Below are 22,495 nucleotides of genomic sequence, written 5' to 3'. Positions count from 1 at the left end.
GCGCAGAAGCGTCCTCAGCGCTGTGACGCCAGCTGCCTCAGCCGCGCATGCCGCGCCAATGCGTGCGCGATCAGGGCGTCCATCAGCGCCGGCTGGGGCAGGCCGGTGGCCTCCCACATCTTTGGATACATGCTGATATTGGTGAAGCCGGGCAGGGTGTTCACCTCGTTGACGTAGACCTCCTCGCCGTGGACGAAGAAGTCGACGCGCGCGAGGCTCTCGCAGCAGAGCACGCCGAACACCTCGGTCGCCATCTTGCGGATGCGCTGCGCCAGGCCAGGCTCGACCTGCGCCGGGACGTGCAGCGAGGCCCCCGATGCATCGGTGTACTTCGCCGCGTAGGAATAGAAGCCGTGGCTGCTCGCGGGCACGATCTCGCCGAGCTCGGAGGCTTTGACCTCGCCATCGGCATGCTCCAGCACGGCGCATTCGATCTCGCGCACCGGGGAGATGCAACGTTCGATCAGGATCTTGCCGTCGAAGCGCAATGCGAGATCGCAGGCGGCGGCGAACTCCTGCGGGGTGCGCGCCTTGGAGATGCCGACCGATGAGCCGAGATTGGCCGGCTTGATGAACAGCTCAGAGCAGCCCACGGCATGGACGGCGTCCTCGTAGCTCACCGGTGCCGCTGCCGTCATCGTGACGAAGGGCACGATCGGCAGGCCGGCATCGCGCAGCAGGCGCTTGGCGACGTCCTTGTCCATCGCCGCCGCCGATCCCATCACCCGCGCGCCGACATAGGCGACATCGGCGAGTTCCAGCGCCCCCTGCATGGTGCCGTCCTCGCCGTTGGGACCATGCAGCACCGGGAAGATGACATCGAAGGTGAGTTCGCGCGGTGCGGCCGCGCCGTCGCCGAGCACCAGCGCGCGGCCCTGGCCGGCCGGCAGCAGCACGATCTGCGGACCGTCCGGCGGCACGGTCAAAGCCTGGGCTGTCCTGGCGTTGACGGCGTCGGCCAGCACCCAGCGCCCCTCCGGCGTGATGCCGATCAAGGTGACGGCGTATCGGCTCGCATCGAGCGACCGGAAGATGTTGGCGGCCGAGGCGCGGGACACGTCATGCTCGGCCGAGCGCCCGCCGAACAGGATCGCCACGCGCGTCGTGTTGTGTGCCATGACGTCAATCCATCCCACCAGCTTCAGCCTCTGCGCCGCAGCGTATCGCGGCTGACCCGAACGTGGCAATCACCGCGACGAGATCCGCGCTCGCAATGACGGATGATGCAGAGTTCGCTCTGATGGCGACGTCTCGCCCGCACTCATCGCCAGCCGGTCGCGCCTTCGGAGCAGACGGACCGCGTGCCGGCGGCGTGCATGCAGCTGCGATAGAGTGACGGCTCGACGAAGCGGCCGGACCACACGCCGCGCCCGGCACGGCGGGCTGCGACCTGATCGGCCGCGTAATGACCGTGGGAATATTGCGGCTCCTCCAATGCAAGCCCGCGCGACACCATGAACTGGCCGAGATCGACACCGCCGGCCGCGCAGCGCGCGACGACGCGGCCATAACGGTCGCCATCCACGGGCATGCAGCGGATGGTCTTGCCGCGGGTGAACGCGTCGAGCGTGTTGGCGGCGAGCGCGCCGCAGCGATATGGCTTGCGGTCGCGGCCGCGGCACAATTGCGCGCTCTCCGGCGCGTCGATGCCCCACAGACGAATGCGCTGATCGTGAAGATCCAGCGTATCGCCATCGACGATGCTGCCGCGGCCAACAAGGTCGCGCGCGACGGCAGAAGGCGCGGCAGCCAGCAGCAGAGCCCCGCAGACGAAGAGAAGTGAATATCGCAAGATCGGCACCGTGCACTGGGGCGTCAATTCGCCGAGCGGCGAATCAGATGCTGCCCGTGAGGTCTTATAGCGAATAGCTAAGCCGAGCAGCGCGATCCTATGGCTGCCGAGCGAGATCACGCCAAGATGCGCCACATCGCGCGCGTTCGCGGTGCGGACGTCATGGGGGGAGGCGACATGCGGCCGTGATGCCACATCGCCGTTGGGATCAGCTCGCCGGGGGGATCAACTCGCCGGCCTGCTGCTCCGCGCCGCATGCTCCACGTCGGCGGCCAGCGCGCTCAGATGCGCGGCGAGGCGCGCGAACAGCTCGCGCTTGTCGCGGTCGGTGGCGAGGTCACGAATGATGGCGCATTCTGCCGCGTCGGCCCGCAGCTTGTCGGGCTCGGTCATCAACTCTGACATAATTCGCTTCCCTGCCGCGCTGGCGAAATGTCGAAACGACGAGCAGGCGAGATTGTTCCGGGGCGCCGAGAAAGAATTTCGGGCCTCACTCGTTGTCGGATCTGAATACCGTCGCACGGCTATCGCTCTCCGGGCCACCATGTCGAGGCGGGATGGGCGGCCGAGATCTTGGTCTCGCGCAACGCCACCAACGCGCTGCGCTTGTAGGGATGACCGCGCAGCCGCGAGCAATCCTGGCACCGCATGTAGCGCTCCAGCTCGTGGATCGGCGTCGTCTTGGGCCGTCTGATGATGTCGAGCGCGACGGTCTGGTTGGTGTCGCAGCCGAGGCAGCGCACTTCGAGATAGAAGTAGCCGGCATTGAGGGCATCGCCGAGCAGCGGCGAGGGTTGCGCCGGCCCCTTGTAGCCGAGCATCCGCTTGTTCCAGGCCGCGCAGGCGAGGCGGTCCGCTTCCTTGCGCGCGCGGGCGGCCTGTTCCTGCGCGATCCTGATGCCGGCGCCGTAGAGTCTCTCGCGCGATCTGGTGGTCATGAGCGCCATGATCGATCCCGCGGCGTCGCGCAGCAAGCCGCTAGGTTTGGGGCTGCAGGAACCGTGGGACTACAAGCTCATCCACAGGGGAGCGTCATGATACCGCATTCATTGCCGCCACGCGTCGGATCGCGCGCGGGCTGCGCGTGAAGGCAGGTGACATTCTTAATGATCGGCGGTCACGATCGTCACTGCCGGCCGCACGCGGCGTCTTATTCTGCAACATGAGCGGTCGGTGAGATGCCTTGCGCGCGGCTGCAGGCCGCGGCCCGCAAGTTCCATGGCGCGCCTCGTAACGCAACTACTTAGGAAAAGTTCCAAAGTTTTTCTCGCGCATCGGCAGTTCCTTCAGCTTGTTCCCCTCGGCGCGGGACGATAGACGTGAATGCGGTGTCGAACGTGCGCGCGGGTCGGAGTTTGTCAGATTGGGTGTTGAGACGCAGGCCGTGGTCAGCGACCACGTTTCTGCTGACACTTCTTGCTGTCGCCCTATCGAGCGCCGCGCGCGTTGCGTTGGATCTGCTCGGTGCGAGCCTGCCTTACGCCACCTTCTACCCCGCGGTCGTGTTTTCGGCGTTGTTCGGTGGCATCCCCTCGGCGATTTTTGCCACGTGGTTGTCGGCGACGGTGGTGCTGGTCGCTTTCACCGACCGGCCGGGACATGGTGAAGCCGTCAATCTCGTCGCATTCCTCGGCACGGCTGCGCTGGTCATCTGGCTGGCCAATCTCTGCCGGAACGCGCTGCTCGAGCTCAAGCGTAGCGAGCATGCGCGCGAATTGCTGCTTGGCGAGCTCCGCCATCGCGTGAACAACCAGCTCGCGGTGTTTCAGTCGATCGTCCGGTCGAGCCTGTCGGGCGAGGATCATGACAAGGGCGAGGCGATCTCGCTCAGGCTCGAGGCTGTGGCGCGTGCCAACACGCTCGCCTGGTCCGACCACCGCATCATGACGCTGCGCATGCTGATCGAGATGGAGCTGCAGCCCTATCGGGTGCCGGGCGTGATCGCGGTGGAGGGAGCCGATGTGCAATTGGGGCCGGACGCGGTGCGCAATCTTGCGCTGGTGTTCCACGAACTCGCGACCAACGCCGTCAAATATGGTGCGCTGCGCGGCGATGGCGGCCGGCTCGAGGTGCAGCTGGCGCAAGACGGCGGTCGCACGGTCGTGACCTGGCGCGAGCTGTGTGCGCATGCGGTCGAGCCGCCGATGCGCGAGGGATTTGGCATGCGCATGATCCGGGCAAGCCTTGCCGCGATCGGCGGCAGTGTCGAGCAGGATTTTCGCGCCGACGGACTGCTCTGCCGGATCAGGTTCGAAGCGGGCGCGTGAGGCGCGGGCTGCGATCAGCTGCGACGGACGTGGCGGATTGAATGCGAGCAGCGATGTCGCCCGCGGATCATCCGGTAAGCCGATCGAGAGCCGCAGGCGCGGGTTCCAATGGTTGACGCCGCGAATCGATGCGGCCGGCCTGAAACGGCCGCAGCGCTGCCGCGTAGTTCTTCAATGAATCGACGCGACATGTTGCTCTTGGCCGCGCTGCTGCTGATCTCGCTGATCGTGACCTGGCTGGGCACGGACTATGTGCTCAACCATGTGGTGATCCCGCTGATCGAGGATCGGCAGCCTGGCCCTGACCTGCCCGCATCGTGACGAGTCGATGCGCGATCGACCGCCATTGCGCACTGCGCTTGCCGCATGTTTGTCCGCCGCGCGGAACGCGGCGCGGCTTGATCGCCGGAGCGAAACGCTCCACCATCCCGCGACGAAGCGCGAAACGCGCCGCGGGCAGGAGACGTCGGATGAAATGCTATGAGCTGCAGGGACCGGGCGGCATCGAGGCGCTGGCACTGGTCGACAAGCCCGTGCCCGCGCCGGGCCAAGGCGAGGTGCTGGTGCGGCTATCTGCCGCCAGCATCAACTATCGCGACCTGCTGACGGTGAAGGGGGGCTATGGCGCGCGGCAGAAATTTCCGCTGGTGCCGCTGTCCGACGGCGCCGGCGTGGTCGAGGCGGTCGGCGACGGCGTGGTGGGGGTCGCGCCCGGCGAGCGCGTGATCGGCAGCTTCTTCGAGAGCTGGAGTGCTGGTGAGCCGAGTGAAGCGAAGATGCGGGCCGCGCTCGGCGGCGCGGTCGACGGCACCTTGAGCGAATATCGGATCTTTCCCGCGCATGCGCTGGTGAGGACACCGGCGCATCTCGGCGATATCGAGGCGGCGACCTTGCCCTGCGCCGGCGTCACGGCCTGGAGCGCGGTGGTCAAGCTCGGCGGCATCCGGCCGGGCCAGACGGTGCTGACGCAAGGGACGGGCGGCGTTTCCATCTTCGCGCTGCAGATCGCCAAGATGGCCGGCGCGCGAGTGATCGCGACGTCCTCGAACGAGGCCAAGATCGCGCGGCTGCAGGCGCTCGGGGCCGACGTCACGCTGAACTACAAGGCGTCGCCGGATTGGGGCAAGAAGGCGCGGGAGATCACCGGGCAGGGCGTCGATCTCGTGGTCGAGGTCGGCGGTGTCGGCACGCTCAACGAATCGATCCGGGCCACCCGTATCGGCGGCACCATCGCCTTCATCGGCGTGCTCGCCGGCGCGCCGGCCGCCGAGCTGCGCCTGCCTTTGATGGTGATGCAGCAGCAGCGGCTGCAGGGTGTCACGGTCGGCTCGGTCGAGGATCTGCAGGCGCTGGCCAATGCGCTGGCGCTGCACCAGGTCAAGCCGGTGGTCGATCGTGTGTTTCCGTTCAGCGAGGCGCGCGCGGCGTTCCACTACATGTCGAGCGGCGCGCATCTCGGCAAGGTGGCGATCGCGATCGGGTGAGACTTGTTCGGTCGGCTCGCGTCGCCCGGGCGAGCGAGACGACCCCGGGGAGACCATCTCCGCACGTCGCTGCGCTTGTGCGCTCGACGTGCTTTCCGTCGCATCAGGCTAGCGGCGCGGTGGTGGCCGGTGCTGCTTGGGCAGCTTGAGTTGCCAGGCGCCGTTGACCCGTTCGATCGAGGCGGGGAAGGGCTTCATCTCTGCGCCGACCTTGAAGGTTGCGACGAGCTTGACCCGGTCGTCACCGTCCCAACCGGCGAACTCATAAAGCGTGTAATCGTCGTCGGGAACGAGATAGTTCCAGCCATGCATCTTGAGATCGAACGGCGCGGCGACGATGTCCATGCCGTTGCCGCAGCCGGACGGGCCGTCGCTGGAGCAGACCGAAAACAGCCAGCGATGGCTGGGCGAATAATGCGGCGGTGAATGGATCTTGGTCTCCGTGCCGCGGTCGAGCCGTAGCAGCATCCATTCGACGCCTTCCCAATAGCCGATCTCGATCAGCAGCAGTCCATGCTCCGGAAAATAGCCGACGAGCTTGTACTCGACCGAGTTGCCCTCGTGGCCCGGCAGATCGTCCGGCAGCCGTGTCACGTAGCTGCGGGTGAAGCCGTCTCTGAACGTGACCTCCAGCGCCTTGCCGTGGCGCCTGACGATATCCTTGAGCTGATCGAGGCACGCCTGCTCATCACGATCGAGATCAGCCTTGCCGGGATCGCCTTTGCAGCGCCCATCCTGCGATGGATGCTCCGACATCGCGTAGGGAATATCGGCCGATGCGGCAGCAGGAACGATCGCGGCCGCCAGCGCGACGAGAGCCATGACGAAGATGCATTGCATAGAGCGATCCAGCATTACCGTCCGATTCTAAGTGGCGCAGACGTCCGCGGTCAACCTTGGCTGGCTCGTTCCTCGCCGCCTTGCGCGCCGGCAGCGCCATCGCGACCACGCCGATGACGATGCAGGCGAGGCCGATCCAGGCGGTTGTCGCGAGGTGCTCGCCAAGGGCGGTCACGGCGACCGCCACGCCGATCGGCACGCGCAGATAGGATTGCGCGGTCGCGCCGATCGAGCCGAGGGTCTGCACCAGGCGGAAATAGATCACCATCGCGGCGGCGGTCGAGACGGTCGCCAGCGCGACCAGCGCCAGCACCGAGCGCAGCGACGGCGTCAGCGTCCAGGGATGGTCGATGACGAGCGCGAGTGGGATCAGGACCACGGCGCCCAACAGCAGCGATCCTGCAGCCGGTAGCATCGGGTCAAGCCCCTTGAAGCCTTTTCCGACGATCGCAGCACCGGCATAGCAGATCGTCGCGGCGACGATCGCAAGCTGCGCCAACCATTCGCGGCCGAGCCCGTGCAGTGCCTCGACGCCCACGATGAGGCAGGTGCCGGCGAGGCCGGTGGCGATGCCGCCGAGCTTGCGCCGCGTGACCGGCTCGTGGCGCGTGACCAGCGTCGTCAGCAGGAAGGCGAAGATCGGTGAGGTCGCGTTCAGGATCGTGGCGAGTCCGGCCTCGACGGTGCGCTCGGCCCAGGCGATCAGCGTGAACGGCACGACGCTGTTGAGGCCGGCCTGAATCAGAAAGCGGCGCCAGGTCGCGCGCTCGCGCGGCCAGCCGAGGCCGCGGCTGCGGATAATCGCGGCGAGCAGCAGTCCTGCGATCAAGGTCCGTGCAGCGATCAGGGTCAGCGGCGGGATGGTCTCCACGCCGATCTTGATGAAGGTGTAGGAGGCGCCCCACAAGGTGGACAGCACGAGCAGGAGGGCGAGCTCGCGGGTGAGATCGGAGCGGGTCTGCATGTGGCCTCGCGGGCGGGAGAAGGATCACCTTCTCCTAGCCGTGCGGCCGCGCTCGACGTTTCGATAGGGAACGAACCGTTCTGGCCATGCCGGTTCGTGCACTGGGCCCCTGGACCGCTTCGCTGACGCTCGCGATGACGGAGCTTGTGGGGCTTCCGGTGCCCGCCACGGCCGCCATTGCGAGCGCAGCGAAGCCATCCAGGCTGTCGATCGGATGACGATCCTGGATGGCTTCGTCGCCTGCGGCTCCTCGCAATGACGCTGCGGGGAACTGATGGGATTGCCCCCGATCAGTTCGCCGGCATGCTCTTCTCGACCAGCTTCACCCAATAAGAGGCGCCGGCGCTGAGGATGTTGTCGTTGAAGCGGTAGGCCGGGTGGTGACATTCATTGCCCGGACCCATGCCGATGAACACGAACGCGCCGGGGCGCGCTTCCAGCATGAAGGCGAAATCCTCGCCGCCCATCAAGGGCGTGGCGCGGTCATTCACGCGCTCATTGCCGGCGACGTCGCGGGCCACGTCGGCAGCGAAGGCGGCCTGCGCGGCATGGTTCATCGTCACGGGATATTTGCGCTCATAGATCGCCTCGGCCGAGCCGCCATAGGCCCGGGCAGTGGCCTCGGTGACCTCGATGATACGCTTCTCGACGAGGTCGCGGATGTCCGGATCGAGGGTGCGCACGGTGCCGAGCATCTCGACCGTCTCGGGGATGACGTTGAAGGTGGTGCCGCCATGGATCGAGCAGATCGAGATCACCGCCGATTTCAGCGGGTCGACATTGCGGGCGACGATCGACTGCAGCGCGTTGACGATCTGCGAGGCGATCAGGATGCTGTCGACCGCCCGGTGCGGACCGGCGCCGCCGTGGCCGCCCTTGCCGGTGACCTTGATGTGGATCGCGTCCGCCGACGCCAGCATCGCGCCGGGTGAAATCTCGAAATGGCCTTCGGGAATGCCGGGCATGTTGTGCATGCCATAGACCTCCTGGATGCCCCAGCGCGTCATCAGCCCGTCATCGACCATCGCCTTGCCGCCGGCGCCGCCTTCTTCCGCAGGCTGGAAGATGACGACCGCGGTGCCGTCGAAATTGCGCGTCTCGGCGAGATATTTTGCAGCGCCGAGCAGCATCGCGGTATGGCCGTCATGACCGCAGGCATGCATCAGGCCGGGCGTCTTCGAGGCGTAGGGAACGCCCGACGTCTCCTCGATCGGCAGCGCGTCCATGTCGGCGCGCAGGCCGATGGTCTTGCCGGAGGCCGATTTGCGGCCCCGGATCACGCCGACCACGCCGGTGCGGCCGATCCCGGTCACGACCTCGTCGCAGCCGAATTCGCGCAGGCGGTCCGCGACGATGCCGGCGGTGCGGTGCACCTCATAGAGCAGTTCGGGATGCTCGTGAAAATCGTGCCGCCAAGCGGCCATTTCATCTGACAATGCGGCGATGCTGTTGAGGATGGGCATGAGGAAGGAACTGCTCGCGATGTGGAATTTGGACGCTGCGGTCCACGCGGCCAGGGACGGCCGCGCGGGGCTCTCCGCACGATCGGACGACTATGACGTGGTCCAAAAATCCCGGCAAGCTGCTGCCCGCCATGGCGCCATGCAGAGATGCGCGGCAACGGGGCCACGTCGCATTGCGCGTTCCGGATTCCGGAACGAAGCTGTCAGGCGAAGCAGGACGGGGTCGGCACGCGCGGATATTTGTGCTCGGGCGGCACCACGAGCCGGAAGGCGCGCAGGCTCGGCTCCTCCCACGCGACCAGCAGCGTTCCACAAACGCCGCAATCGGCCTGGCCGGGGCTGCCCAGGGCGGATGTCGATTCGGCGATCTCGTAGGCCGCATGGCAATGCGGGCAGGTCACGCTGGATATCTTCATAAGTTCACACTGACACACATCGCGATCATGCGTCTTGAAGCAGATCAATGCGATCACAATGATGACTATGCCGGCGGCCCTGGCGCTACGCCTCCTCGGAGCCCCAGGGAGTCGGCGCTTTCGCGAATGCACGCCACGCCTCGCGTAGCGGTTGCTCGACGCCGGCCATCGCATGGGCGTGCCAGCCGGTGATTGCGGCCGCGGCGATCGCCGCATCGGTCGAGGTCGTGCCGAGATCGGCGATGACGCCGGCGGTCACCGCCATGTCGTTGTAATAGCCGAGCTGCTCCTGCAGGTCGGCGAGGGTCCTGGCATATTTCCTGGCCGGCTTGCTTGCGCCGTAGAGCGGCAGCAGGAAGTCGATGCTGTAGCGCAGCTTCTTCAGCGCCAGCCGCACCCGATGGCGGCGCTCGGCCGGCAGCTTCTTGAAACGTCGGCCGCGCTTGAGCACCGTCTGATGCCGCTCGGCCAGCACGTGTCCGGCAAAATCGAGCGCCGGCCCCGCGAGCCGCCCAAGCTCGTCTGGAGAGACGTCGTTGCGCCAGCCACGCGTCGCGATCAACGCGCCGAGACCGAGCACGAAGGCGGCGCAGCGGCGGTCGGCGACCGCCATGCGCAGCTTGCGATAAGCAAGCGCGCGCTGCCGCTCGGCCAGGCTCTGCAGCGTGTCGAAGCCGGCGACCGTCGGACAGGCTTCGGCGATCTCAGGCAATGTCTCGGTCAGGAAGACGTCGAGATCGCGCGCCGTGGACAGATTCTGTGCGAGCCAGCGTGCATCGGTCTCGAGGCTCTCCAGCGTCGCCGAAACCCCGAGCGGCCGCATCAGATGCAGCGCCGCGCGGAGCCGCCGCAGCGCCACCCGCATCTGATGAACGCCTTCCGGATCGCGGCCATCCTCGGCTGCCGGCAGCGCCTGCAGCAGATGATGGAAGCTGCCGCGCAGGATCACCGCGAAGGCCTCGTCCAGCGAGACCGCGGGATCCAGATGAAGCTTCTGCGGTTTCTCGGCGCCTGGCGCTACGCTTGCGGCGAGATCGAAACCGCGTGCCGACTTGCTGCGGATCGAGGGCCGCACCGGACCGTGCTCGGCGAGCCGCAGCGCCGCCTCGTAGATCGTCGCGGGGTTGCCGCTCTTGAGTTCCAGCTCAATCTCGCTGACCGTCTCGCTGTGCTCACCCGCCTTGATCACGCCGCTGTCGAAGGCGACCTCGAGGGTTGCGTTGGGCAGATCGAGCAGCCGCGCATGACGATGCACGTCTGCCGTGAACACCGGCTCGAGCGGCGAGTCGGTCACGGCTGCGCGCAGTTCCTCGGGCAGCAGTGCCGCCGCCAATGCCGTGTCCGGCGCGAGCGAGGTGACGCTCGCTTCCCATTCGCCGCGCTTCAGCGGGTCGTCGCTCTGCTGGGACTTGACGGTCTGCACGAAACGCGAGCCGCTCTGGCGCACCCGCAGCGTGAAGCCGTTCTTCCAGAGCTGTCGTCGCGGCGTATCGTAATAGACGGATGTGAGATGCTTGCGCGTGCCCTTGTTGCGCGCATGCGCTACGACGATCGGCGCATTGTTGAAATCGGCGAGCTGCTCGGGGACGACGAGCAGCTTCAGCTCGATCTCTTCGCCGGAGATTGCGGGATCGGGCAATGCGGGTCGCGCGGGATCGAGAGGCGCCGCGCCCGCATCTGCAGCTGCCGGATCCGCAGCCTCCGAATCCGCAGCCAAAGAGACCGGCTGGCCAGCAGTGTCGATCCGACGGGAAGGTGCAATCCCACTTGGAGGGTCCGCCGTGCAGTCTGCGTTGCTGCTCGTCGCATCTTGTACGCTTGATCCAGGCATAACGCGATCGCTGCCTTGGATCGACGCGGCGTTCGAATCCGGCATGTGTTGGTTCATTGACGGTTTGATGACTGTTGCCCCGAAACATAACCGAAATTAGCAGGATGAGACAGCAGGAATTGTTCAGCGTGATGACGGGCATTGGCATGCCATATGACATCAAGCTGATTTTCCCTCATTCCATCAATGCCAACGCCCTGCGGCCGGGCCGCGAGGCGCCTCACGAAAAAATGTTTGCGGCGCGAGAACCCCTGTGGCGGGACGTCGCGTCTGGCGGGGGACCGCTCAAATCCAGGCCGTCAGCATCAGGCGCGTGGCGATCAAGATCGCCGCCGCCCCCGTGGCGATGGTCGCGGCCGCGACCAGGCCTCGCCCGCGCCGCGCCATCGCGCGCGAGCGCTCCCGCGGGTCCTCCGTCGGATCGAACAGGCCGCGTCGGCCGCGCCGGTGACGCGCCGCCTGAACCCAGAAGGCCAGCGCGGTGAGCCCGGCCGCGATTGCGCACCCGGTCGCAACGCCGGCAGCGAGGCCGAGATCGACGCCCAGACTCTGCATCATGCTGCGCAGATGAAAGCCCAGATGCGCCAGCAGCGTGGCCGCGTAGTCGGCTGCGGCCGCGCCGGTGTAGAGCAGCACCGCCGTCCACACCACGGCGGCCATCGCGATCAGCATCGACACCAGCACGGCCAGGCCGTCGCCGGCCATGAAGCCGATCGAGGCGGCGATCAGCGCCAGAGCCGGCATTACATTGCCCATCGGGATGGGAAGAATGATCGTGACCGCCATCAACAGCAGCGGTAGCGCCAGGACCATGCGCGCGGTGCGGCCGGTCAGCCAGACCAGGCGGTCCTCGCGCAGGGCGCGCTCGGCAAAGCCGGCCCAGTCGAGCCCGGCCCGGATGACCTTGCGCAGCAGCCGCTGCGGGACTGGCCGGCGCCGCACCGTCTCCGGCAACCACAGTCGCTCGGCGCCGAACAGGATCTGCAGCGCTACCAGCGCGACGAAGGTGCCGAACACCATGCCGAACGGGCCGGGCAGCGGGATCAGCGCCGGGATCGTCAGCAGCAGCAAAGTGAGGCCGAGCCCTTCCGACTCCAGGCGGTCGAACAACTCGCCGACCGACGGCTCCTCCGATCGCACCGTGCGCGCGATCGCGAGCAGCCGCCGGCTGATCGGGCCATTGTGCCGGCGTGGCGCCGCCGAGACCTCATCATTGGATGCGCCATCGTTCATCGCCACGCCGTGACCTCGTGTCCTCTGCGCGTCCTTACTTCACCTGCTCGGCCGCGGGCCGCGTCTTCCACAATGAATAGCCGATGCCGGCGCCGAGCAGGCCGAAGGTGATGCCGAGCGACAGCGCCGGCGGAAACTTCTCCAGCCCGAGCAGGTCGGCGAGGAAGATCTTCGAGCCGATGAAGATCAGCACGGCCGCAAGCGCCAGCTTGAGATACTGGAAGCGATCGACCATCGCGGCCAGCGCGAAATAGAGCGCACGCAGACCCAGGATCGCGAAGATGTTCGAGGTGTAGACCACGAACGGGTCGGTCGAGATCGCGAAGATCGCGGGCACCGAGTCGACGGCGAAGATGACGTCGGCGAACTCGATCAGGATCAGCGCCAGGAACAGCGGCGTCATGAACCAGGTCATCTTGCCGCTGGCGTTGGGCTGACGCACGAAGAAGTGCTCGTCATGCAGCCGGTCGGTGACGTCGAAGCGGCGCCGCATCCAGGCCAGCGCCGGGTTGGAGCCGACGTCATGCGGCTTGTCCTTGAACACCAGCATCTTGACGCCGGTCGCGACCAGGAAGAGCGCGAACACGTAGAGCACCCAGCTCGCCTGGGCGACGATCGCGGCGCCAAGACCGATCATGATCGCGCGCAGCACGATGACGCCGACGATGCCCCAGAACAGCACGCGATGCTGATAGGCGCGGGGGATCGCGAAATAGCTGAAGATCATCGCGATGACGAAGACATTGTCCATCGCCAGCGCCTTCTCGATCGTGAACGCGGTCAGATAGGCCGTGCCGGCCTCGCCGCCGAGCTGCCACCACACCCAGCCGCCGAAGCCGAGGCCGAGCATGATGTAGATCGCGCTCATCACGAGGCTCTCGCGCACCGATATTTCGCGCGTCTTGCGATGCACGATGCCGAGGTCGAAAACGAGCAGGGCGAGCACGATTGCGAGAAAGGCAAGCCACATCCAGACAGGCTTGCCGGCAAACGCGATGAACAGGAAATCCACGACGGGTCCTCTTTGAGCCAGTGTGATTGATGTCGTCAGGTCCGACATCGTGAAAGCACCGGCAGCTTCACCAGAGGGGCCCGGACCAGGGTTACCACACCATGTATTCGCCTGCCGCGCGATTTCAAGGGGACGCGAGGCCGCGCCGCTGAATGTGACGCCACCGAATGCGACCTCACCGAATGCGACAGAGTGTCATGCGTCTTGCGGCGCTGAAAACCCGAACTAGGTGTGATGAACCGGAGATCCGGGCCCCTCTGATAGTCTGCACGGCTATGATGTCGGACTCTCTTTCGTAACAAATACCAATGACGGTATTTCGCTCTTCGGAGCGCAAATGGGAGTTTGATGAGATGCGGCCACACGTGTCGCTTGTGACCATGGACCTTTGCTGCTCTTGCTCTCCGTATGCTTCGACCAACGCATCTTGTAACGTCGCACGACCGTCGCCGGATCGGGGCACCAAGGCCGATCGTGATGGAACCCGAACGGCTGCTCGCCGCTTTGTGAGGCAATCGCGCCTGGATACCCGGGCGTGCTGGTATGTGGTGTACGGGAGCAGGTCGTGACGGCGGGGGATGAGAAGGTATTGGTTGCGACGGCGCCACCGTCCCGACCGCCGGTCGCAACGCGCCGACTGCTGGTGATCATCAACCGCGGCAGCCGCTCCGGCGGCACGGCGGCCGGAGTGGCCGTGTCGCGGCTGAGCGGGGCGGGCTACGATCTCGTGATCTCGGCGCCGCATAGTCCGCGCGAGGTCGCGCCGTGGATCGAAGCCCATGCCGACGGTGCGCACGCCGTCGTCATCGCCGGCGGTGATGGCAGCCTCAACGCCGCCGCACCCGCGCTGGTGAAGACCGGGCTGCCGCTCGGCATCATTCCCGCCGGCACCGCCAATGATCTCGCGCGCACGCTCGGCCTGCCCGAGGACATGGAAGCGGCGGCCGACGTGATCGCGGCCGGCCATCGCCGCAATATCGATCTCGGCGACGTCAACGGGCACCCGTTCTTCAACGTCGCGAGCCTCGGCCTCAGCGCCGATCTCGCGCGCCAGCTGACCAAGGAGACCAAGCGCCGGTTCGGACGGCTCGGCTACGCGATCACGGCGCTCAAGGTGCTCACCAATGCGCGGCCGTTTCGCGCCATGATCGTGTCCTCGGATGGCGCGGTGCGCGTGAAGACATTGCAGATCGCGGTCGGCAACGGCCGTTATTATGGCGGCGGCATGGCCGTCGAGCACAGTGCGGAGATCGACGATTCTCATCTCGATCTCTATTCGCTGGAGATCGGCCGCGTCTGGAAGCTGCTGGCCATGGCCTATGACTTCCGCAAGGGCCGCCACGGGCTGTGGCAGGAGGTGCGGGCCTCGCGTGACACCGCGTTCGAGATCCGCACCCGGCGGCCGCGTCCGATCAACGCCGATGGCGAACTCGTCACCTTCACTCCGGCACGCTTCAACGTGCTGCCGCGCGCGGTCACCGTGTTCGTGCCCGAGACGCCATCCCACGACCGCAACTGACCGCCGGCCAATCCGCAGCCTGCGGTCACGCGTTACTTATTCGTTCACTCCGTTGAGAGACCCATGACCAAGCAGACCCGCTTCAATCTCTGGTATGCGATCATTGCGATCTTCGTCGCGATGATGATCCACAATGCGTGGACGAGCTATCGCCAGGTCGCCGTGATTCCCTACAGCCAGTTCCAGGACCTCCTGGCCGCCGGCAAGGTGAAGGAGGTCGGCGTTTCCGAGAACTATCTCGAAGGGACGTTAAAGGAGCCGCTGCCCAGCGGGCAGACGCGCTTTGCGACAACGCGCGTGGACCAAGAGTTCGCCAAGGAGCTTGCCAAGGCCAACGTCACCTTCACCGGCCGGGTCGAGAGCAACATTCTCGGCGACATTCTCTCGCTGGTGATGCCGATCGCGCTGTTCTTCGGCGTCTGGTACTGGCTGTCGCGGCGGATGATGGGCGGCGCAGGTGGGCTCGGCGGCGGCCTGATGCAGATCGGCAAGAGCAAGGCCAAGGTCTATGTCGAGGCCAATACCGGTGTGCGCTTCGAGGACGTCGCCGGCGTCGACGAGGCCAAGGACGAGCTGCGCGAGATTGTCGCCTTCCTGAAGGATCCGAAATCCTATGGCCGTCTCGGCGGCCGCATGCCGAAGGGCGTGCTGCTGGTCGGCCCGCCCGGCACCGGCAAGACCTTGCTCGCCAAGGCGGTCGCGGGCGAGGCCGGTGTGCCGTTCTTCTCGATCTCGGGCTCGGAGTTCGTCGAGATGTTCGTCGGCGTCGGTGCGGCGCGCGTGCGCGACCTGTTCGAGCAGGCGCGCGCCAAGGCGCCCGCGATCATCTTCATCGACGAGCTCGATGCGTTGGGGCGCGCCCGCGGCATGGGCCCGTTCGCCGGCGGCCATGACGAGAAGGAGCAGACCCTGAACCAGCTGCTGGTCGAGCTCGACGGCTTCGACTCCTCGGTCGGCCTTGTGCTGCTGGCGGCGACCAACCGCCCTGAGATTCTCGATCCGGCGCTGCTGCGCGCCGGCCGCTTCGACCGCCAGGTGCTGGTCGATCGTCCGGACAAGCCGGGCCGCATCCAGATCCTCAACGTGCATCTGAAAAAGGCCAAGCTCGCCGCCGACGTCGATCCGGAGAAGGTGGCGGCGCTGACGCCGGGCTTCACCGGCGCCGATCTCGCCAATCTCGTCAACGAGGCGACCTTGCTGGCGACGCGGCGCGGCGCCGATGAGGTCACGCTCGACGACTTCAACAATGCGATCGAGCGCATCGTGGCCGGCCTGGAGAAGCGCAACCGGCTGCTCAATCCGAAGGAGCGCGAGATCGTCGCCTATCACGAGATGGGCCATGCCATCGTCGCGATGAGCTTGCCGGGCACCGATCCCGTGCACAAGGTCTCGATCATTCCGCGCGGCGTCGGCGCGCTCGGCTACACGATCCAGCGGCCGACCGAGGATCGCTTCCTGATGACGCGGGAGGAGTTGGAGAACAAGATGGCGGTGCTGCTCGGCGGCCGCGCCGCGGAGCTCGTGGTCTATGGCCATCTGTCGACGGGGGCGGCCGACGATCTGCGCCGCGTCACCGACATCGCGCGCTCGATGGTGACGCGCTACGGCATGTCGGAGCAACTCGGCTCGGTGGCCTATGAGCGCGACAACCAGTCGTTCCTGGCGCCCGGCACCTCGCGCAGCGCCGACTATGGCGAGGCCGCCGGCGACGCGATCGACGCCGAGGTGCGCGCGATCGTGACATCGGCGCTGGAGCGCACCCGCAAGCTGCTGCAGGACAAGCGCGACGTGCTCGAGCGCGCCGCCCGCCGCCTGCTGGTCAAGGAGACGCTCGACGAAAGCGAGCTCGCCGCGCTCCTGAAGCAGGACCAGCGCGCCGGCGACCTCGTCGCGGCGGCGCAGCCGGTGTAGGTTCGTCGTCTGCATGAGCGATAGCCGACGCCCGGAGGGCGTCGGCGACAGCGACATGCAGGGTCTCACGCGGTGCTGCGATGACCCCCGGATGTCGCTGCGCTCATCCGGGCTACAGCACCTCCTTTCACCGCCGCGGCCACATCCGGGCCAGTGTCTCGTCCTTGACGATGAACGCGTGCCAGAGCGTCGCCGCAATGTGCAGGCCGACCACGAGATAGACCAGATAGGCCAACGTATCATGCGCGATCTCGCCGGCATGGGCGATCGCCTTGTCGCCGGCGAACATGCGCGGCCAGCTGAAGGTCCAGAAATAGCGCAGCGAGTAGCCGCCGGCCGACGAGAACATGTAGCCGGTCACCGGCATGATCAGCAGCAGCGCATAGAGCGCCCAATGATTGAGCTGTGAGAGCGCCCGGACGAGCGGACCGAATGTGGCAGGCGCTGGCGGTGCCGTGGTTCTCGACCTCACGACCACGCGAAGCAGCGCCAGCAGAAACAGCGTGATGCCGAGCGATTTGTGGATCTCCAGCAATTCGCGGCGCGGCGACGTTCCTGCGGGCTGCAGGCCGCAATACAGCCCGATCAGCATGGCCATGATGAACAGCACGGCTGTGACCCAATGGATCCATCGTAGCAGGGGATCATAGGCTTTATTCGTTTCAGTCACGATTGCATCTCGCCTGGACAAAGCAGGCGCCTGGATAGAGCGACGCGTCCACGTTGTCGAAGGACCAGAGGTCGACGGCGCGCGGCGCGGCAACTGGATGAGGAGGTCTTGCGATCATTTTTGGGTGATGCGCCTGGCATGGGTCGTCTCGGCAGAGGGCTCGCATGATCCGCCCTTGCGGCGGGCGCGATTGGGAGGCGCGCCGGCGGTGGCCGCTCATGACGGTGTCGCCCCTCGCTCAATGATTGTGACTTGCTTTTCCTGCAATTGGGGACCAAGCTCGACACGACATTCTGGTCGGGGGGCCTCATGTCCAACGCTGCGCCGAGAAATATCGTGCTGCTGTCGGATGGGACCGGCAACAGCGCCAAGGCTGTGTTCAAGACCAATGTCTGGCGGCTGTTCCAGCTCCTGGACCTGCGTGATCCGGGCCGGCAGATTGCATTCTATGATGACGGCGTCGGTACGTCGTCGTTCAAGCTGTTCGCGGCGCTTGGCGGCATCTTCGGCTTCGGCCTGAAGCGCAACGTGATCGCGCTCTACAGCTTCTGCTGCCGCAACTACCGTCCCGGCGATCGCATCTACTGCTTCGGCTTCAGCCGCGGCGCCTTCACCATCCGCATCGTGGCGGCGATGATCGCGGGGCAGGGGCTTGTCGACTACAACAACAACGAGGCCGATCTGGCGCGCTTCGCCGGCGATGCCTATCGCCGCTACCGCCAACGCTACAACAGCGGCATCCTGAAATATCTCGGCAAGATCGGACTCGATCTGCGCGGCATTCGAGACTGGGGCATCCGGGAGCTCCGCAGCTGGCGCGGTCTGTTGCCCGAGCCGCCGCCGATCGAGGTGGAGAGCGTGCACTTCGTCGGCATCTGGGACACGGTCGATGCCTATGGCGGACCGATCGAGGAAATGATCCGGGCGATCGACTACTGGGTCTGGCCGCTCTCGATGCCCGACCGGTTCATGAGCGCCAAGATCCATCGGGCCTGCCATGCGCTCGCATTGGAGGAGGAGCGTGACGCGTTCCGGCCGGTGATCTGGGACGAGCGCTATGTGCGCGCCCGGGCCGTCGTTGACGGCAGGCCCGACAAGACCGACTGGCTGTTCGACATCGACCATGATCCGCGCAGCGCGGCGGCGAAGCTTGCCGAGCCGGCGCCGCGGCTGCGCACCGATTTGCCGCCGCGCGACCGCGAGCGCATCAGCCAGGTCTGGTTCACCGGCGTGCATTCCGACATCGGCGGCGGCTATCCGCAGGATGGGCTGTCCTATGTGACGCTCGACTGGATGCTCGACCGCGCCAAGGCGTATGGCCTGATCTATCTCGACGAACGACGCCGGGTGCTCTACGACCCCGAGATTGACGCCAACGACAAGCTCAACAATTCGCGCGAGGGGCTCGCGGCCTATTACCGCTATAAGCCGCGCAATCTTCTGGAGATCTATGCGGCGCCGCCGTACAAATTGTCGTTTCGTGCCGACGTCAAGCGCGTCTGGCGCCTGATCAGGAAACAGCCCGATCCGCAGGTCGAGATTCTCGCCGATCTGCATCCCAGCATGTCGCAGACGGTGCTGCCGCCGCCAAAGCCGACGATCCATCGCACCGTGTTCGAACGCATCGCAACGGGCACCGATCGCTACGTTCCGGTGGTGGTGCCGAAGACCTACCGCGTCACCGACGCGACCGACACGCCGGTCGATACATTGCACCCGGCGGACCCGGGCGCCGCGCGATCGAAGGTGCAGGACGACGTCTGGAACTGGGTCTGGCTGCGGCGCGTGGTCTATTTCTCGACGATGTTCGCGCTGCTGTTCGTAGCGGCGATTCCCCTGTTCGTGATCTATGCGCCACGCTTCGGCCACGACACCTTCGGTCCCTATGTGAATCCGATCGTCAATGCCGCGGCGTCGTTCCTGCCGAAGCTGCTTGATCCCTGGTTCGTGGCGTTCCGCGACGGCCCGGGGTTCGTTCTGATCGGTGTCATCGTGCTCGCCGTGCTGAGCCTGTGGGGCACGAGGCTGCAGCAATCGCTGCGCGACGTCGCGCGCATCGCCTGGCATGAGCCTCACACTTTTCCGGCGCTCAGCGGCTGGCACAGCGCGGTCTATCGCCTGCGACGGCTTGGCATCTACAAGGCGTTCTTCTACGTGCTCACGCATTGGATCTTTCCAACCGCGATCATGTGGTGGCTGTTCTGGTGGCTCGCATTCGGCACCGCCAACACGCTCGGCCTGTTCTGCAAGGGGACGGGCGAAGGCATTGAGGTCGGTGATACGCCGATCGAGGCCAGGAAGAGCGTGCGCTACAAGAATGGCTTCGAGACCAGCCAGCTCTGCTACGCGACCGGACTGAGCGTTGCCCAGGACGAGACTTATGTGATCACGCTGGATGTCGCGACGCCGTGGTCGGATGCCGAGATTCCGGCGTCACCCACCGGCTTCGGATACGGGACGCTGGCCCAGGTGCCGGGCATCCCGTTCAAGCGGCTGATCTGGTCGAACTGGTTCGCGCCGATCGTCCGGGTCGGCGGCACCGGGCTGGAGGAGCATCTGCCGGAATTCAAGCAGGATCCGGCGAACGCCAGTCGCTGGACCGCCGAGTTCATCGCCCGCAGCAACGGCGAGGTGTTCGTCTATGTCAACGACACCTCGATCTTCCTGCCGTGGTTCTGGCACGCGTTCTACGACAACAACCACGGCAGCGCTACGGTGTCGCTGCGCCGGAAGGCGACCGAGCAATAGGCTCTTCAGCCTTCGCCGAACACGCGGCGGAAGATCGTGTCGACGTGCTTGAGGTGGTAGCCGAGGTCGAACTGCTCGTCGATCTCGGCGTCCGTGAGATATTTCTTCACGTCGGCATCGGCCTTCAGCAAGGTCTTGAAGTCACCTTCGCCGCGCCACACCGGCATCGCGTTGCGCTGGACCAGCTTGTAGGAGTCCTCGCGGCTGGCGCCCTTTTGCGTCAGCGCGATCAAGAGGCGCTGCGAGTGGACCAGGCCGCCGAGCCTGTCGAGGTTCTTTGCCATGTTGGCGGGATAGACCAGGAGCTTCTCGACCAGGCCGGCGAGGCGCACCAGCGCGAAATCGAGCGTCACCGTGGCGTCGGGGCCGATCATGCGCTCGACCGAGGAATGCGAGATGTCGCGCTCGTGCCAGAGCACGACGTTCTCCATCGCCGGCGTCACATAGGCGCGCACCATGCGGGCGAGGCCGGTGAGATTCTCCGACAGCACCGGGTTGCGCTTGTGCGGCATCGCGGAGGAGCCCTTCTGCCCCTCGGAGAAGAACTCCTCGGCTTCCAGCACTTCCGTGCGCTGCAGGTGGCGGACCTCGGTGGCGAAGCGTTCGACCGAGGAGGCGATCACGCCGAGCGTGGCGAAGAACATCGCGTGGCGGTCGCGCGGGATGACCTGCGTCGAGATCGGCTCGGGGCTGAGGCCCATCGCCTTGGCGACGTGCTCCTCGACGCGCGGGTCAATCTGGGCGAAGGTGCCGACGGCGCCGGAAATGGCGCAGGTCGCGACCTCCTTGCGGGCCGCGACCAGGCGCTCGCGGGCGCGGCTGAACTCGGCATAGGCATAAGCGAGCTTGAGGCCGAAGGTGACCGGCTCGGCATGGATGCCGTGCGAGCGGCCGATGGTCGGCGTCATCTTGTGCTCGAAGGCGCGCGTCTTGAGCGCGGCCAGCACGCGGTCGAGATCGGCCAGCAGCAGGTCGGCGGCGCGCGTCAGCTGCACGTTCAGGCAGGTGTCGAGCACGTCCGACGACGTCATGCCCTGGTGCACGAAGCGCGCCTCAGGGCCGACGATCTCGGCGAGATGGGTGAGGAAGGCGATGACGTCGTGCTTGGTCTCGCGCTCGATCTCGTCGATGCGGGCGACGTCGAAAGTGGCGTCCTTGGCCTTGGCCCAGATCGTCTTGGCGGCGTCCTTCGGGATCACGCCGAACTCGGCCAGCGCGTCCGCCGCATGCGCCTCGATCTCGAACCAGATCTTGAACCGGGTCTGCGGCTCCCAGATCGAGGCCATTTCGGGGCGGGTATAGCGGGGGATCATCGATGGCGCTCCAGGCGGGAGGGAAGGCGGGCCGGAAGCGGCCAAAGCGGCCCCGGCAGCGTTTTACGCCGTGCCTTAGCAGAGGGATGTTCGCGACACAAACGGTGGGTGACGGCGGGGTGGGGTGGCTGAAAACGGGATTGTGATACCAATTTTTGAGAATCTCGCTGACAGATATTGAAATCTGTCAGCGAGACGGTGTATGTTGATCTCAGCGAAGGATTACTGTCTGACCATGGGTTCAGCGGTTTGAACTGCGAAGGACCGCTTCGATGAAGATTGAAAAGCGACTATTGCACACCCAATTCCAGGACTGGTTGAATCAGCAGATCGCCCGTCATCTGGAGGCCCAGGCGGCCCGGTTGGGGGCTGATCCGGCCACCGCGACGGCTAAGCCGATCCAGATCAAAGCGCATCCGGCGGATGCCGATATGGTGCACGCATGAATGAGGCCGTGGTTCTGACATCCGAGCGCATCCTCGAAGTCACCGAGGACGTGTTGCGCCGTTACGGGCTCGCCAAAGCGACGGTCGTCGACGTCGCAAGGGCGCTCGATGTCAGCCACGGCTCCGTCTACCGTCATTTTCCGAGCAAGGCGTCGCTGCGTGAGGCAGTGGCGAAACGCTGGCTCGAGCGCGTCAGCAAGCCGCTGGCGCAGATCGCCGCCGAGCCGGGGCCGGCCCCGGCCAAGCTGGAGCGCTGGCTGCGCGAGCTGTTCGGCGCCAAGCACAAGCGGGTCTGCGAAGACCCCGAGATGTTCGCCACCTATCTGACCCTGGCGCGCGAGGCGTGTTCGGTGGTCAAGGCGCACAAGCAGGATCTGATCGCCCAGGTCGAGGGCATCATTGCCGAAGGCGTCGCCCAGGGCGCGTTCGAGGTCGCCGATCCGAAAACTGCGGCCGCTGCGATCTTCGACGCGACCAGGAGCTTCCATCATCCGGCTCACGCCGACGAGTGGGGCGAATGCACCTGCTCGGCCCGGGTCGATGCCGTTCTGACCCTGTTGTTGCGCGGATTGCAGGCGCGATAGCC

Annotated in this window: 20 protein-coding genes and 1 pseudogene; 8 read left to right on the top strand and 13 right to left on the bottom strand. The window is 66.0% G+C overall.

Translation table 11 applies throughout. The annotated features are described in order from the left end of the window. Positions 1–14 precede the first annotated feature (14 nt). From HL671_RS21670 to HL671_RS21655, 4 genes are all read right to left on the bottom strand, one after another. Positions 15–1,118 carry a D-alanine--D-alanine ligase family protein gene (locus HL671_RS21670; RefSeq protein WP_012045314.1) on the bottom strand — a complete coding sequence of 368 codons (1,104 nt, stop codon included), beginning with the start codon at positions 1,116–1,118 and terminating at the stop codon, positions 15–17. 143 nt (positions 1,119–1,261) lie between these two features. Continuing rightward, complete coding sequence (locus HL671_RS21665; protein ID WP_012045313.1) at positions 1,262–1,792, bottom strand: thermonuclease family protein; 531 nt, start codon at positions 1,790–1,792, stop codon at positions 1,262–1,264. 225 nt (positions 1,793–2,017) lie between these two features. Then, entirely contained in the window at positions 2,018–2,185 is a 168-nt protein-coding gene (locus HL671_RS21660) for a hypothetical protein (protein WP_168167918.1), read from the bottom strand. Between the two features lie 131 nt (positions 2,186–2,316). Further along, positions 2,317–2,730, bottom strand: coding sequence for a hypothetical protein (locus tag HL671_RS21655; RefSeq protein ID WP_012045311.1), 414 nt, complete (start codon positions 2,728–2,730; stop codon positions 2,317–2,319). Positions 2,731–3,243: 513 nt separating this feature from the next. Between HL671_RS21655 and HL671_RS21650 the strand changes: the two genes are divergently transcribed. From HL671_RS21650 to HL671_RS21645, 3 genes are all read left to right on the top strand, one after another. Beyond that, positions 3,244–4,059: an HWE histidine kinase domain-containing protein gene (locus tag HL671_RS21650; protein ID WP_246579546.1), complete on the top strand. Its 816-nt coding sequence runs from the start codon at positions 3,244–3,246 to the stop codon at positions 4,057–4,059. 189 nt (positions 4,060–4,248) lie between these two features. After that, a complete protein-coding gene (locus tag HL671_RS38815; RefSeq protein WP_012045309.1) occupies positions 4,249–4,380 on the top strand; it encodes a hypothetical protein in 132 nt (43 codons plus the stop codon). 149 nt (positions 4,381–4,529) lie between these two features. Then, positions 4,530–5,543: a zinc-dependent alcohol dehydrogenase family protein gene (locus HL671_RS21645; RefSeq protein WP_172238383.1), complete on the top strand. Its 1,014-nt coding sequence runs from the start codon at positions 4,530–4,532 to the stop codon at positions 5,541–5,543. A gap of 108 nt (positions 5,544–5,651) precedes the next feature. Here HL671_RS21645 and HL671_RS21640 read toward each other — a convergent pair whose 3' ends face one another. The 7 genes and pseudogenes from HL671_RS21640 to HL671_RS21610 all read right to left on the bottom strand — a co-directional run bounded on the left by HL671_RS21640 (position 5,652) and on the right by HL671_RS21610 (position 13,302). Next, on the bottom strand, positions 5,652–6,299 hold the full coding sequence (locus tag HL671_RS21640) for a hypothetical protein (protein WP_246579547.1): 648 nt from the start codon (positions 6,297–6,299) through the stop codon (positions 5,652–5,654). Positions 6,300–6,450: 151 nt separating this feature from the next. Next, positions 6,451–7,347 (bottom strand): annotated as a pseudogene (locus HL671_RS21635) (DMT family transporter); the annotation flags it as partial. A gap of 290 nt (positions 7,348–7,637) precedes the next feature. Next, entirely contained in the window at positions 7,638–8,810 is a 1,173-nt protein-coding gene (locus HL671_RS21630) for a M20 aminoacylase family protein (protein WP_012045305.1), read from the bottom strand. Positions 8,811–9,013: 203 nt separating this feature from the next. Beyond that, positions 9,014–9,226: a zinc ribbon domain-containing protein gene (locus tag HL671_RS21625; RefSeq protein WP_041750878.1), complete on the bottom strand. Its 213-nt coding sequence runs from the start codon at positions 9,224–9,226 to the stop codon at positions 9,014–9,016. Between the two features lie 85 nt (positions 9,227–9,311). Next, positions 9,312–11,102: a CYTH and CHAD domain-containing protein gene (locus tag HL671_RS21620; protein WP_172238377.1), complete on the bottom strand. Its 1,791-nt coding sequence runs from the start codon at positions 11,100–11,102 to the stop codon at positions 9,312–9,314. Between the two features lie 240 nt (positions 11,103–11,342). Then, positions 11,343–12,296, bottom strand: a complete 954-nt coding sequence (locus tag HL671_RS21615; RefSeq protein WP_172238374.1) for an exopolysaccharide biosynthesis protein — start codon at positions 12,294–12,296, stop codon at positions 11,343–11,345. Between the two features lie 28 nt (positions 12,297–12,324). Continuing rightward, positions 12,325–13,302: a TerC family protein gene (locus HL671_RS21610; protein ID WP_012045301.1), complete on the bottom strand. Its 978-nt coding sequence runs from the start codon at positions 13,300–13,302 to the stop codon at positions 12,325–12,327. 565 nt (positions 13,303–13,867) lie between these two features. Between HL671_RS21610 and HL671_RS21605 the strand changes: the two genes are divergently transcribed. Further along, complete coding sequence (locus tag HL671_RS21605; protein ID WP_172238371.1) at positions 13,868–14,821, top strand: lipid kinase; 954 nt, start codon at positions 13,868–13,870, stop codon at positions 14,819–14,821. 63 nt (positions 14,822–14,884) lie between these two features. Further along, complete coding sequence (gene ftsH / locus HL671_RS21600) at positions 14,885–16,732, top strand: ATP-dependent zinc metalloprotease FtsH (RefSeq protein ID WP_012045299.1); 1,848 nt, start codon at positions 14,885–14,887, stop codon at positions 16,730–16,732. A gap of 127 nt (positions 16,733–16,859) precedes the next feature. Here the strand turns inward: ftsH and HL671_RS21595 are convergent, their stop codons facing one another. Next, entirely contained in the window at positions 16,860–17,402 is a 543-nt protein-coding gene (locus HL671_RS21595) for a cytochrome b (protein ID WP_172238368.1), read from the bottom strand. Between the two features lie 309 nt (positions 17,403–17,711). On the opposite strand from HL671_RS21595, the gene HL671_RS21590 reads away from it, so the two are divergent. Then, a complete protein-coding gene (locus tag HL671_RS21590) occupies positions 17,712–20,150 on the top strand; it encodes a DUF2235 domain-containing protein (RefSeq protein ID WP_148221499.1) in 2,439 nt (812 codons plus the stop codon). 5 nt (positions 20,151–20,155) lie between these two features. On the opposite strand, the gene purB is transcribed toward HL671_RS21590, so the two are convergent. Continuing rightward, positions 20,156–21,463, bottom strand: coding sequence for an adenylosuccinate lyase (gene purB, locus HL671_RS21585; protein WP_012045296.1), 1,308 nt, complete (start codon positions 21,461–21,463; stop codon positions 20,156–20,158). A 272-nt stretch (positions 21,464–21,735) separates the two neighbouring features. Between purB and HL671_RS21580 the strand changes: the two genes are divergently transcribed. After that, positions 21,736–21,909 (top strand): hypothetical protein, encoded by a 174-nt coding sequence (locus tag HL671_RS21580; protein WP_012045295.1) that lies wholly within the window; start codon positions 21,736–21,738, stop codon positions 21,907–21,909. Beyond that, a complete protein-coding gene (locus tag HL671_RS21575; protein WP_012045294.1) occupies positions 21,906–22,493 on the top strand; it encodes a TetR/AcrR family transcriptional regulator in 588 nt (195 codons plus the stop codon). The genes HL671_RS21580 and HL671_RS21575 overlap by 4 nt, the downstream gene beginning before the upstream one ends. Positions 22,494–22,495 lie beyond the last annotated feature (2 nt).

Source organism: Bradyrhizobium denitrificans, assembly GCF_013179005.1.
Lineage (GTDB): Bacteria > Pseudomonadota > Alphaproteobacteria > Rhizobiales > Xanthobacteraceae > Bradyrhizobium > Bradyrhizobium denitrificans.
Note: the sequence above shows the minus strand (reverse complement) of the source record. Positions and strands in the feature narration are given on the sequence as shown.

Coding starts and splice junctions, on each gene's coding strand:
- HL671_RS21670 (WP_012045314.1), bottom strand. CDS start 1,118: ATGGCACACAACACGACGCGCGTGGCGATCCTGTTCGGCGGGCGCTCG.
- HL671_RS21625 (WP_041750878.1), bottom strand. CDS start 9,226: ATGAAGATATCCAGCGTGACCTGCCCGCATTGCCATGCGGCCTACGAG.
- purB (WP_012045296.1), bottom strand. CDS start 21,463: ATGATCCCCCGCTATACCCGCCCCGAAATGGCCTCGATCTGGGAGCCG.
- HL671_RS21655 (WP_012045311.1), bottom strand. CDS start 2,730: ATGACCACCAGATCGCGCGAGAGACTCTACGGCGCCGGCATCAGGATC.
- HL671_RS21630 (WP_012045305.1), bottom strand. CDS start 8,810: ATGCCCATCCTCAACAGCATCGCCGCATTGTCAGATGAAATGGCCGCT.
- ftsH (WP_012045299.1), top strand. CDS start 14,885: ATGACCAAGCAGACCCGCTTCAATCTCTGGTATGCGATCATTGCGATC.
- HL671_RS21575 (WP_012045294.1), top strand. CDS start 21,906: ATGAATGAGGCCGTGGTTCTGACATCCGAGCGCATCCTCGAAGTCACC.
- HL671_RS21590 (WP_148221499.1), top strand. CDS start 17,712: ATGTCCAACGCTGCGCCGAGAAATATCGTGCTGCTGTCGGATGGGACC.
- HL671_RS21660 (WP_168167918.1), bottom strand. CDS start 2,185: ATGACCGAGCCCGACAAGCTGCGGGCCGACGCGGCAGAATGCGCCATC.
- HL671_RS21645 (WP_172238383.1), top strand. CDS start 4,530: ATGAAATGCTATGAGCTGCAGGGACCGGGCGGCATCGAGGCGCTGGCA.
- HL671_RS21640 (WP_246579547.1), bottom strand. CDS start 6,299: ATGTCGGAGCATCCATCGCAGGATGGGCGCTGCAAAGGCGATCCCGGC.
- HL671_RS21580 (WP_012045295.1), top strand. CDS start 21,736: ATGAAGATTGAAAAGCGACTATTGCACACCCAATTCCAGGACTGGTTG.
- HL671_RS38815 (WP_012045309.1), top strand. CDS start 4,249: ATGTTGCTCTTGGCCGCGCTGCTGCTGATCTCGCTGATCGTGACCTGG.
- HL671_RS21620 (WP_172238377.1), bottom strand. CDS start 11,102: ATGCCGGATTCGAACGCCGCGTCGATCCAAGGCAGCGATCGCGTTATG.